General features: G+C 55.0%; 14 protein-coding genes. 3 read left to right on the plus strand and 11 right to left on the minus strand.

Going from position 1 to position 11,589, the window contains the following annotated elements; genetic code table 11:
* Nucleotides 1–9 precede the first annotated feature (9 nt).
* The 10 genes from V6575_RS10900 to V6575_RS10945 form a co-directional block, all read right to left on the minus strand.
* On the minus strand, nt 10–381 hold the full coding sequence (locus V6575_RS10900; protein WP_340274338.1) for a hypothetical protein: 372 nt from the start codon (nt 379–381) through the stop codon (nt 10–12).
* A 74-nt stretch (nt 382–455) separates the two neighbouring features.
* A complete protein-coding gene (locus tag V6575_RS10905; protein WP_340274339.1) occupies nt 456–1,496 on the minus strand; it encodes a hypothetical protein in 1,041 nt (346 codons plus the stop codon).
* Between the two features lie 17 nt (nt 1,497–1,513).
* Nucleotides 1,514–2,413 carry a hypothetical protein gene (locus V6575_RS10910; protein WP_340274340.1) on the minus strand — a complete coding sequence of 300 codons (900 nt, stop codon included), beginning with the start codon at nt 2,411–2,413 and terminating at the stop codon, nt 1,514–1,516.
* Nucleotides 2,414–2,418: 5 nt separating this feature from the next.
* Nucleotides 2,419–2,721, minus strand: coding sequence for a Bbp19 family protein (locus V6575_RS10915; RefSeq protein ID WP_340274341.1), 303 nt, complete (start codon nt 2,719–2,721; stop codon nt 2,419–2,421).
* Complete coding sequence (locus V6575_RS10920; RefSeq protein WP_340274342.1) at nt 2,708–4,402, minus strand: portal protein; 1,695 nt, start codon at nt 4,400–4,402, stop codon at nt 2,708–2,710. Before V6575_RS10920 ends, V6575_RS10915 begins: the two co-directional genes overlap by 14 nt.
* Nucleotides 4,402–4,620, minus strand: a complete 219-nt coding sequence (locus tag V6575_RS10925; protein WP_340274343.1) for a hypothetical protein — start codon at nt 4,618–4,620, stop codon at nt 4,402–4,404. Before V6575_RS10925 ends, V6575_RS10920 begins: the two co-directional genes overlap by 1 nt.
* An 8-nt stretch (nt 4,621–4,628) precedes the next feature.
* Entirely contained in the window at nt 4,629–4,865 is a 237-nt protein-coding gene (locus V6575_RS10930) for a hypothetical protein (protein ID WP_340274344.1), read from the minus strand.
* Nucleotides 4,858–5,352 carry a hypothetical protein gene (locus V6575_RS10935; protein ID WP_340274345.1) on the minus strand — a complete coding sequence of 165 codons (495 nt, stop codon included), beginning with the start codon at nt 5,350–5,352 and terminating at the stop codon, nt 4,858–4,860. Before V6575_RS10935 ends, V6575_RS10930 begins: the two co-directional genes overlap by 8 nt.
* Nucleotides 5,352–8,006 carry an LAGLIDADG family homing endonuclease gene (locus tag V6575_RS10940; RefSeq protein WP_340274346.1) on the minus strand — a complete coding sequence of 885 codons (2,655 nt, stop codon included), beginning with the start codon at nt 8,004–8,006 and terminating at the stop codon, nt 5,352–5,354. Before V6575_RS10940 ends, V6575_RS10935 begins: the two co-directional genes overlap by 1 nt.
* On the minus strand, nt 7,993–8,616 hold the full coding sequence (locus V6575_RS10945) for a DNA-packaging protein (protein ID WP_340274347.1): 624 nt from the start codon (nt 8,614–8,616) through the stop codon (nt 7,993–7,995). The genes V6575_RS10940 and V6575_RS10945 overlap by 14 nt, the downstream gene beginning before the upstream one ends.
* Before the next feature lie 472 nt (nt 8,617–9,088).
* Here V6575_RS10945 and V6575_RS10950 point away from each other — a divergent pair, with 472 nt between their 5' ends.
* The 3 genes from V6575_RS10950 (at nt 9,089) to V6575_RS10960 (ending at nt 10,614) form a co-directional block, all read left to right on the plus strand.
* Nucleotides 9,089–9,340 carry a type II toxin-antitoxin system Phd/YefM family antitoxin gene (locus tag V6575_RS10950; RefSeq protein WP_340274348.1) on the plus strand — a complete coding sequence of 84 codons (252 nt, stop codon included), beginning with the start codon at nt 9,089–9,091 and terminating at the stop codon, nt 9,338–9,340.
* Nucleotides 9,337–9,603, plus strand: a complete 267-nt coding sequence (locus V6575_RS10955) for a Txe/YoeB family addiction module toxin (protein ID WP_340274349.1) — start codon at nt 9,337–9,339, stop codon at nt 9,601–9,603. The genes V6575_RS10950 and V6575_RS10955 overlap by 4 nt, the downstream gene beginning before the upstream one ends.
* A gap of 579 nt (nt 9,604–10,182) precedes the next feature.
* Entirely contained in the window at nt 10,183–10,614 is a 432-nt protein-coding gene (locus V6575_RS10960; RefSeq protein WP_340274350.1) for a DUF1842 domain-containing protein, read from the plus strand.
* Nucleotides 10,615–11,157: 543 nt separating this feature from the next.
* Here V6575_RS10960 and V6575_RS10965 read toward each other — a convergent pair.
* Nucleotides 11,158–11,589: autotransporter outer membrane beta-barrel domain-containing protein (locus tag V6575_RS10965; protein WP_340274351.1), on the minus strand; the 432-nt coding region annotated here is incomplete at its 5' end.

Here is an 11,589-nt window from a genome sequence, read left to right on the forward strand (position 1 = left end):
CGCCCCCTGTTAATTGCTAACGCTCAATGCAGCCTCATAGGCCTCAAGGACGGCAATGGACGAGGCTTTGTCGGTTGTTTGAGCACCTGCGAAATCCGCAGCCATGCTTTGCAGCGTCTTCCAATGTTCATCACGCCATCCATCCGGCAGCGGCACACCAGGCTGTTGTGAACTCTCAGCCTTTGACGGGCTGGCATCAGAGGCTTGGCCTGCGATCTTCTGCCTTGCCTCCTTCTGTCGCTTATTCCAAAGCGCGGAAACATCATCGCTCAGCTTCTCGCGCTTCTTTTTCTCCGCTGTCTTTTGCGGCAGGCGTTCGGCAATGTCGCTGACAGCATTTGTTTGCAGCCGCTTCATATGCCGCTTGTGCAGGTCGTCCATGGGGATCTCACGTGTCTGGCCAAAGAAAAGGGGGCTGGTTTCCCAGCCCCCTCATGGATTGCTCTTGGCGCGCCTTAGACGTTAACGTCCAAAGCAGCGATCCGAATGTTTTTGCGCCTGTACTTGCGCTCCCAATTGGCCGCATTCGCCAGTTCTGAAAACGTCGCGCCGTTCGGATCTGCCATGTTTGTAGAGGTCCAGGACATGCCAGAGGGGTGCAGCAGCTCATAGCGACGGGTGATCAGCTCATCTTCGCCGCCGCCATTGCCAGTCTTCGGATCGCGAGTGATTTCCGTACCCATGTTGCCGTACATGGTTGGTTCGGTCGGCACCTCATCAATGTGCTTGAACGCCCCCGCGCCATACAGGAAGCAGGTGTATTTATCGGAATTGGCACCCGCAGTGACAGGGAACATTTCCGAATGCAGCACCAACATTTCCATGTAGGTCGGAACTTCGAACGGCAGATCCGAAGGCTTCACAAACTCGATCTTTTCATCATCAAGCAGGTTGGCATAAACATGCGTGTGCATGCCGATTGCCCGAAGCTCACTCATCGCATCGCCCAGAGTAAGGCGAGCACGGTTGACCGCCTGGGAGGAAATCCGGTTGGCAGCAACAGGCGCGGCAATGTCTTGGTAGACAGGGAAAACCATATCGCCGTCATGGTTGGCAACACTGTCGGCAATGACCCCTTTGGCAAGGTTCATAATCCGCATTTCCTTGACCCACGCCCAATAGGCGTTGACGCGGCTTGCGACCTGTTCCATCGGGGCTTTGGGATTTCCCGTTGCGACCATGCCTGCAACGCTCTTGGCAGCCCATCCCTTGGCCATCCGATGCTTTGCGGCCGTCATGTCGTCAGCAGTGATCTTGCTCATGGCAAGCTGATCGTCACTGTCATTGATGATCGTTGGTTCGGTGCGGTCAAGATCATCCCAATAGGGCACTTCAATCTTGCGGCCACCAGCGGAGAAGCGGCTCTGCACCTCTCCGTCAGCAGGTGACAGAATGCCGGAACGCTCCAGCATTACCAGCTTTTCAGGCCTGTTTTCCTGCATGTAAGGCGTGAAAGTGCGCGGCTCTACAATGTCCGCAATCTGAGTGGTTGCCATTGGTTAGGCTCTCCCTGTCAAAGATAAAACTGTTTCGGTTCCCGGCCTGCTGCCGTGATGAGTGATCGCGCCCGATCCGGATCGCTGCGGATCAAAGAGGATTGCGCGGCAAGGTCAGGATTGGTCTTGTCGAACGGATTTGAACCCGCACCACCGCCTCCCGGTGAAAGCCCATCTTCCGTGAATGCGCGATCATGGATGAATGCCAGGAGCTTCACCGCCACCGGATCGGCCACCTGCTGCAGCCCATTGTCATCGGCGTCCGACAGAATGCCTTTTTCAGCAAACCAGCCGTTCACATCGATGCCTTGAGCTGTAAGGTTGTTCATGGCCCGGTCAGCCTTTGCCACAACATTGTTGTAGCCATCGGTTCCGGGCTCTCCGTACTCCTTCACAAGCTCCCGGTGAGCCGTGTCAACCGCTTCTGCTTGTGCCTGAATACGCTCGTTGGCAGCTTCCACGGACTGCCCGTGTGCTTCCGCCATTTTGCCGATCCACTTGTCATGCAGCGCTTGCGCCGCGTTCGGGTGAAGTCCGGCATCCTTGAACCAATCCCCCGCCTCCTTGGCGAAGTCCTGATCATAAGGAAAGTCTTCTGGAAGGCCGTCTGGCATGGCAAAGGAATAGCCATCGCTCGGCGTCCAGGTCTTCGATACGCTCTGATAGAATTCTGCCCGCTGTTCATCGCTCGCGCCTTCGCCCGGCAGAGCAACAGAGTCAGAAAACTTCGCGTTCAACGACTGATAGCCCTCAATGACAGAGCCAATGCCATTCCAACCGTTTTCCTGCGCAATACCGCGCTGGTCTTCGTTCAAGCTCGACAGGAAGTCGCCGGATACAGCTTGCTTTCCTTCATCATTATTTAAATCGCCCGCGATCTTATCGCCAGCCACCCCATCGGCATTACCCAAGTCCATTGCTTTCAGTCCTCATCTAGTGGGAGAGTTTCGAGGCGCGCTGCTTCCTGCAAAGCTGCGTGTTCCTCTGGTGAAATCCGAAGGCAGGAAAGGATGCGGGCAAAGAGTGCCTTGCGCCCGTCCTGATAGCCTCCTTGCCTGTCCGTGAGGTCAAAGGGAGGCGCTTGGTACATGCCGCACTCTGCTGCCAGATCCGCCAAGACGATCTCGCCTTCCGGACACAAAAAAACGGACCGATAGGCCCGTTCCAATTCCCTTGCTCTGTAATGCCGACCCAGAACGGCCCGCTTCAAGCTAAGCCACGCCATTGCCTCCCTCGCCTCCCATCATTTGAGCGATTGGAGCCGCGTCCTTGGCCATACGAGCCATGCTTTCGCCTGCTGCCAATTGCTCTTGTTGTGCCTGCTGTTCTGCCCGCGCTTCGCGATCTCTGGCGATTTCTTCCATGGGTCGAAGCAGCTTTGCTGGAAGGCCAAGGGACTGCTGCGCAAGCTTGCGCTCCTCTTCCTCGTCCATCCAATCGGCAGCGCCGGGGTTCGTCTGCATGGCAGCCGCCTGATATTCCTTGAAGTTCGCCAGCCCTTCGAAATTGCCCGCTTCGCGCATCTGATCAATTGGCGAGGTTGAGCGAACCGAAATATCCATTTCAGCAACGCTCTCGGTCGGCTCCAAAGGCGAACCAGGCTGGAACGCACCGCGCCGTCCGATAATCCCAATCTCACGGTCAAACATCGTAGAGTTGGGCGCCTGAATGTTCGTGGTGAAAGGCCCGATCATGTCTGCCTTCTCTTGCGCCCTGATCGTGGCTTCTGTCGCCGTACGTCCATTGCCTTCAAGCAAGGTTTGCCAGAGATCGCCATAGAGGCCGACCCGCAAGCGTTCTTCGATCTCCTGGACCTTTGCATTGGCTGCACCCGGATTGGCTGTCTCAACCATTGAGCGGAACAAGGGACGCCCTGCCTCGTCAATGAGCCCCGGATTAACCCGGCCCGGATTTAGATCCAGCGGGCGCTCCTGTTTATGCACGGCAAGCGGAGGACGAACGCTTTGACTGCTGGCGGTCAGATCGTCTCTCGAAAGCGATTGCAGGGACTTGATATCCCCCATCAGCTTCGCTTGAGGCGGTGACCCATATGGGGAAAGTCCATCACGATCCCAACGGCGGATGACAAGCGGAAATTCAAAGAACGCAGACTGGCGGCAAATATGCTTGGTCTTCTCCTCAAAATGGATGCTCTCGTATTCCGAATGCTTGCTGTCCACCGCCCCTTTCATTCCCCCATCACGCAGAAAGCAGGCATGGATAAAGGTTGCCTTATGTGTCTTTCGGTTGGGGTCCTCAGCATCCCTCTTAAGCTCTGCAGACACGTTGCCGCTGTATTCCTTCACAGCCTGCCAGGCTTCCAGTTCTCGCACTCTGAAGAAGCCGCAATCGTTGCCCTGACCATCAATGATCAGAAACATTTCATAGAGGGGGACATACCGATAAAAGACGGGTGCCTTGATGTCGCTCAGCCGGTCATTCTCGATTGGGAACAAAATGCCTGTTCCAAGCTTGCAGGCAGAGGCAGTTGCCGCACGATTGGCAAGCTCAAAGCCAGATCTCCCAGAATAGCGAATACGAAACAGGTAATTCCTAAGCGTCTCGAAATACTCTTCGTCCCCTTGAGATGGCTCAGGCGCAAATGGATCATCATAGGCAATCCCATGCCAATGCATTCCTTTTGGAAACGTTAGGCTTTCAACGCCATTGACCAGCCGGTCCAAAAGCCAGACCGCCGCCGAGTTGAAGATATGGCGAGAACGCTTGCGGGCAGCTGAGCTTTGCAGCGCCGCCATGCCAGTGTTTTGAACGGACGAGGGAAAGCTGAACCCACGCTCCATATCGGGCGCAGTGTATTTCACATAGTCGGACCAATCGCTTTCGTATGAAGAGCGAGCGGAGCGCGCTGCCCCCAGTTCCTTTTTCAAATCATCAACGATACCCATCAGGCCCGCCCCAACAGAGTGACACCACTTCGCGACTGGCTTCCATAGTTGGAAACCCCAAGCGGGCTTGTGAGAGTGGTTGCCCCGCGACCATAGGCACTGGCCCGCCGCCTCCGTTCGTCATCCTGCAGCGCAGATGCCTGACGTTCCGGATCAGCCTTGCGAGGTGCGGGAGGGGTTTCAACGCTCTGCGCTTTCGCGCCGCCGACCATGCACATGACACACCTCAAATTAAAAAGAACAAAAGAGAAACAAGGCCAAATGCGACCGCACCAGAAGCAAGCTGATCGGCATAGACATTCTGGTTGACCACACCCGCCACGCTGGACACGTAGGAGAAGCCGGAGGCTGCGATTGCGAATGCAATCCCCCACTGATCAGCCGCAATGGCGTTGGCGCAAAAGAGCATCGCCAGAGACAGACACCCATAAAGGTAGACCCCCGGCACATAGAGCTTATTCATCGGTGTTCCCTTCCTCTCTAAGCCAGGCATAGACCGCGAAGGCTTCTCCGTTGCGGCCATAGCCATGCAGCACCCCTTCCCGCTTGGCCCCGCACTTGGAGAGCCAACGGTGTGAAAGATCGTGGTCAAGGTGTGTGAGAACCTGTAGACGGCGGCAATTGGCCTCTATCAGGTCCCGTATTGATTGAAGGTGGCGTGTCATCAATGGCACCACACGGCGGAAGCGATCAGTGCCAAAGGCCCACGCCTGCCAATGCTCAGGATCGAACGGAGCCGCATAGCTCATGCCGTAGGCTGCGACCGGCTGGCCTTCGTTGTCTCTAATGGCCCAGGCAAAGCCCGGCACAGAATGCTCAACCGCAAAGATACCAAGCGCCCGCGCATCAAACTCTTGCCAGAGGCAGGAAATTTCTTCGAAATCAGCCGCCCTCATGTTCGCAGCGACGTAGGAGGCATCCCGAATGCAAAGCTCGACGATACGCGCCATTACCAGTCCTCAAGAGGGTCTGCGATAGGAGCAGAGAACAAGCTGCTGTGTGCCCGCGTTACTCTCTGGAAGGTCGCCAGCTCCCGAAATCCCCAGGCAATGACAATCCCGTCTGCCTCATCAGGAGACGAGCCCACGCGTTTCTTGATGTCTTCCTTTGCCTCGATCAGGATTTGACCACTGCGATCCTTCCAGCGGTGTGCGGTCAATTGAGCCTTCACTCGCGACGAACGCTTGATTGCGACGTTGTCACCACTCTTGGGGTTCAAAGCCTCCATGAAGGTCCAATACAACTCGGCCCGCTTGTTGAAGAACTTGAGGCCGGAGCCCTTGGCGCAGCGGTTCGACCCTGCAGAGAAAATACACTTCTCAACCGGGATTGAATGCTCTCGCGTCAGGAACCCGATTGTATCCCCTGCCCACCCTCCTGTGGCATCGACGGCAATCAGCGCATTGTTTCGCCGTTCCTTGATGATAAGACCGCCAACATCCGCGCCGTCCTTCGTATCAACGCCCTTGCGAATGACGTTCGCGGGGAAGCGGGTGCCGTGGAGAGGCTGCAGGACTGTCTTGTCCTTTCCACCTTGCGCTATATCGACCCCGATAACAGTCATAGGCTCGTCTGCACCAACGCCAGCGTCATAGCGATCAAAGGCAGCTTCTATCCAATCGGACGGGATCACCTGCCATTCATGGTCTTGCCGGGCTGCCATGAAATCGCCCGTGAGAAGCGCAGTTCGCCTTGGTTCCGGCTGCGCGTTGATCTTCGCCTTGTAGGCTGGATCCAGATACTTGTTGTCGCTCATTCTGGCAGGGATGAAGGTCCGAGAAGGAACCCAATGCATCTCGCCGTCAATCTCAACCTGAGTTGGCTCGGTGAACCATTCTGATCGGATATCGCTGCCTTCACTTATGAAATTCGCCCACAGCAGCTCCCCAGGTGCAGCAACACCGAACAGCGGATGCATGGGATCAAGCCAGGGGCCAAACCATTCGAGAAGGTAGTCCCCTTCCCCGCCCATTGGAGGATTGGAGGCCAGAACAATACGGCATCGCTGCCCTGGACGCGTAGTGCGGTTCCAGCCGCAAACGAACAAGATCTTATCGGGCGCGATCTGTGCTGCCTCATCAAAGCATTTCAGATCGTGGTCGCGCCCCTGCCAGGACTTTTGCGCATCTGGAAGACCAAGGTGGCCGAACTCTATTTTCTTGCCGTCAGGGCCATCCCACTTCTTTGGATTGCCTGATACCTTCCCCTTGCCCGAAAGGCGCAGGATCGCGTTCATTCGATCAACGATGCCCTGCATCTCGCCTGACTGCTGCCGGAAGATCCCCACACGGTGATGGGCAAACAAAGACAGGCCACAGATGATGTCGGTGTTGTGGGTGACGAGAAAATGCTCAGTCACAAACAACGAATTGGGGTGATCAACAGCAATGCAAACCGTGTTGCCCGAGCCGCAAGGTTCAATGGCTTCAAGCGTAAGGCCCATGGACTGATAGGTCTTGCCAACCGCCCGCCTGCGCTTGCGTTCCAAATGGAAAACCCGCTCAGGGGCAGGCATTTTGATCCGAAGCGTATAAGCAGGCTGCCCGCTCCTGCGCTCTCCATTGTGATGGTAGAAAGGCTGCTTTTGTCGGATGGTGACAACAGCGCCCAGAGAACGGAACAAATGAAGAACATCATCCCGAAGCCTTTCCGAAACCGTGCAGTAGTGGATATCGCCGTCCAGGTCGGCCCAACCGTCTGCGTCCATCAAGCCTTGAGCAAGTGCGAAGCGGTCTTCAACCGGAGCAAACAGATAAGGGCGCGGGATGAATTTGTTCTCGGAACGACAGCCAAGAAGACCAAGCTCCTCCAAGCTGCGGCAAGCATAGGCATTGGGAATGCGGTAGCTTGGAGTTTTACCTTCCGCTCCCCGGTACACACCGAGCTCGCAATCAAGCTCGCTGGAGACGCGGGCGGCAATCTCAGGGTCTTCCGTGGTAAAGCGGGCGCAGCCATTGCTCAGGCTCCCATCGCCAATCAGAACACCAATCACATAGGCAGGCAGGTCACGGCCAACGAAGTTGCCAGCCCCTCGCAATTGCCCTGCCACGTTGAAGCGCACCGGCTCAGATACGATCGGGATCTTGAGGCGAGGCTTTCCAGCCTCATAATGCTTGCAGATCTCAGAGGTAACCCATTTGCGGCCACCTGATTGGCCTGCTGAACGTGCATTGCCGATCTTGCGAGAGCCCCGGCACACCCAAGCCTGCCAAATGTGATCGCCATCGCAAACGATTGTAGAGCCGTCAGAGAAGCGAAGCCGGTAGAGAGGCTGCTGGCCCCTATCAAACTTCCCGATGACCCGTGTAACCGTGCCATCTGTCGCGCAAACAGCACTCCCAACCTTGAGCTTGCCTATTGCCTTCCAGCCATATGGCGTCAACACAGGCGTTTCAGGAGGCAGGCCTTTCCCACCCCCAGCCGCTCCCCCATACAGCAGCATGTCAGCTTCGGAGAAATAAGCCTCTGTCTGTGGCCCCAACTGAGGCTGCCAATGATCAAAAGCATCCAGAGCACCTGCCTGACGAAGCGTGTCCTCAAGCTCCTGACGGGCATCAGGCCTCATGTTGCCGATCTGGGCGATAAGGTCCTCAAGAGCCTTCATTTTGGCCCTTTGCAATCAAGGAAGCCACTGCAAGAGCCAACTGCTGTTCTGGAATGCTCTCGGTCTTGGTCTCAATGGCACCACCGTTCTTGCCGGTGTGTTCATTGCGTTCAGCAAGGCCGAGATCGCGAGCGATGATGTTGGCATTCAGCAGGTCAGCAGACGCGCCCTCGAACTTCTGGACGCGGATAATTTCCTCCACACGGGCGATGACTTCCGAAAAAACGGCAGCTTCCGACTTCTTCCATTCATCCCAGGTGGACCGGGCGATATCGAGGAAAATGCAAAGGCCTGCAATGGTCATGGCCCTCATCTTCGGGATCGCAGCAACGGTCACATTGCCCTGATGAGCAAACGCCTTGGATTCCTTTAGAGGGTTTTCCTCTACCCATGCGAAGTACTCTAGGCAGGCGAGCCAGAGAGCGTCAGCGCTTTCAAAGATTGGCTTGCGCCCACGGGAAGAACGAGCCTCCCAGAAGCGGTTGCCTTGAGCAAAGCGGCCCTTGTTGTCGCGGGTCTTGCTTGGGACAGGGGCTTTCCGGGCACCACGTGTCTTTCGGGTGACAGAAGCCTTGCGGGCGGCGGGGGCATTCTTTTTCTTGTCGGCCATTGGCTTACCCGATCCTTTTCCAGCGGGTTCCGCATTGGGTGCACTTCATGTGCTGGATGCGAAGGCCCTCACGCTTGGTCTTGTAGAGACGCAGGTGCTGCCCCTTCCCCGGAGCGCAGAGGCACAAGGAGGCGGGTTTGATTGGCGCTGGCATCTTGGGAAGTCCTCAACATGAGGGCATGAAAAAGGCCCGTCAGTCCGAGGACTGCGAGCCTGAATGTTTTGCGATGTGCTTTGACCGCATGTCCCCTCAGGGCTGACACCGCGTCTTACGCGTCTGGGAGGCTATTGCCTGTCAGCGGGGGGACCGGGGCACGAATGAACAGCCCTGCATGCGTCACTCAGAACACGATAGGAAAATAAGCCTAAGATGTAAAGAGGGAAAATGAATGATCATTTGCAAGCGGACGCTTCGCTGAAATCTTGACTTGTACAACTAATTGTACATATAAAAGATCAAAGGAGTTCAGCCATGAACGTCATGACCTATTCAGATGCACGCGCCCAATTAAAGAGCGTGATGGACAGCGCAATCAATGACCAGCAAGAGGTGATCGTCACCCGCAAGCAAGGCGAAGCCGTGGTTATCGTATCCCTTGAAGCCTGGAATGCCATCAACGAAACGCTGCACCTCTTGTCGAACCCGAACAACGCCTCTCGCCTTCGTTCCTCCATTACCCAGCTTGATGCTGGAAAAGGTCAAGAACGTGAGTTGATCGATTGAAGCTGGTCTTTTCGGATGAGGCCTGGGAGGACTACCTCTATTGGGCAGCAAGCAACGAGAAAATTCGTGACCGCATCAATGAACTGATCAAACAATGCAAGCGGACGCCGTTCAAAGGCGTTGGCAAACCAGAAGCCTTGAAAGGCGACCTGAGTGGTTGGTGCTCACGCCGGATCTCTCAAGAGGACCGCATGGTCTACCGGGTGAGCGGATCGGGCGACAACCAATGCCTGGAGATCGCACAACTGCGGTTTCATTATTGAGAGGCATCTGAAAATAGCTTCTTCATCGAGCTATCCTCCACACTCATCAGGCCCTCGACAGGCCAGAATTCGTTCATTTAACTGAACGGACAGCTCTTTGCGTTCATTTTAATGAACATCGATGGCGGCAACGAGGCAACACAAGCCATATTGGAGCTGTCCCGCTTTCGTGCCGCCCCAAGTGCTCTCTCAAGCCACCTTCCTGAGCACCCCAACCGGCAGCCGGACCTTGCGGCCTTGAAGCTCAAAAGTAACGTCCCGTCCCAACTTGCGACGTAGGACGGCAAATTTTTCGGTTTCAACATCTGAAAAATATTTCGATTAACTGCAATGGAAACTGATTTTAACAACAAAAATCAGTCTCAAGACTTCATAATAAATGAACAAATATCGTAAAAAATACAAGTATATACATACCGTTTGCTTAGATATGATCTTCGAGCCGGGTTACCGTCTAAGAGCCAGGTTTCATTCACATGACTTCAGCATAAATCCAGCGTTTATACATTATAAAGTTGTGTTATATTTTTTCATTTCTTAAGATTGTATTTGTTAAGAGATCAAGTGGAGGAATGTATAATGAGTGGCAAGGAAGAAGTGATAGATGTTGGTCTGTTTCTTTTGAGACTCAAAACCGACACAGGAAGCAGGCTTGGGGCTGCCAGCAATGATTTGACGCTAACGGTTTCTACTCCCAACCAAACCGTAAGTGGTCATTCATCGGTTACTTGGGCTGTTAGTCCGCCTGTTGATGTTCAATCGCATGTCACAGGCGTTCTGATCTATGAGACTGTGATGCCGCCCGGCGAATCGAAGATAAGAATAGACTTGTCTGGATGGCCAGAGATTAATTGGCCTATCAACGGCGGGGTAGGCCCGGTCATCCCTCAGAACTACAAGTCAATCATTATATTGAAACCCGATTACAGTGAGGGATTTATTGTCTATCAGTTCCGCACGGATATCAGCGGGAAGTGGATAGAAATTCGGGAAAAAATAAAGCGCGTCTGAAAACTGATGTGCAAAGCGACATTTCACAATCTGAAAAAGGGCATTCTCGGAGTGCCCTTTTCTCCCCTAATCTATATCTATGGCTAGAGCGAAAAAGTCACTCTAGAGACGAACGTCGATATCCTCAGTCAACGAGATAGACGTCTGCGCACCCAGCGTGAGACAGGCCAGTCCCCCAGCTATATCAGCGAACCTTTTACAACTCCTGTAGTTGCTGCACCTGCATCACTCAAGCAACCTTCCTGAGCATCCAAACCGGCAGCCGGACTTTGCGGCCGTTAAGCTCAATCGTCGCGTCCCGTCCCAACTTGCGACCTAGGATGATCACGGTCGCGGTTTCTACATAGATCGAACCGCAATATCTTAATCCACGAGTCAGAGGTTCAGGTCACTCTCCCGCTACCATCACCTGCTCGTGCTATTGCCTCCACTCTTCTTTCGTTGAATTCCAAGTCCACTCACTCCGTGCGCGAAATCAACGCCCCAATGATGACCAAACGACTGAGGCTCGAAGGAAGTATTGAACGCCCTCTTCCCAGACAGTCAGAACCGATAAAGCACGCTGAGCCGTCCGGAGTGTTCCTGGGCAGTCGCACCAATCTCGCCCTGGTAGCTGAGGGAGAGGCTAAGGGTCTCGTCCTTTTCCAGCGATAGGCCTGCCTCGAACAGCGCCGTATTATCGTCAATTGGCGTACCGGAGACGGAGAAGGCATTCCCGCCACTGGCAAATCGCATGGTCGATGTCGGGTCGACGTCGCCGAAGGCATGGCGCCAAGCGAGCGAGCCATTCAGAGAAGCAGTGAAACCGTTTAGTTGGCCGATGGAAGTCTCACCGCGCAGTCCCAGTGTGGTCACCCCCATCACATCTGTGTTGCTGGCGCTCGCCAGCGCCGCCGAGCCACCCGTTTCCGTGAACCCGTCCGTGTGCTGGCTGACGACCGCAAGGCCAGCAAACGGCTCGAAGGCCGCCGAGGC

Origin of the sequence: Roseibium algae (assembly GCF_037783265.1) — a bacterium.
Classification (GTDB): domain Bacteria; phylum Pseudomonadota; class Alphaproteobacteria; order Rhizobiales; family Stappiaceae; genus Roseibium; species Roseibium algae.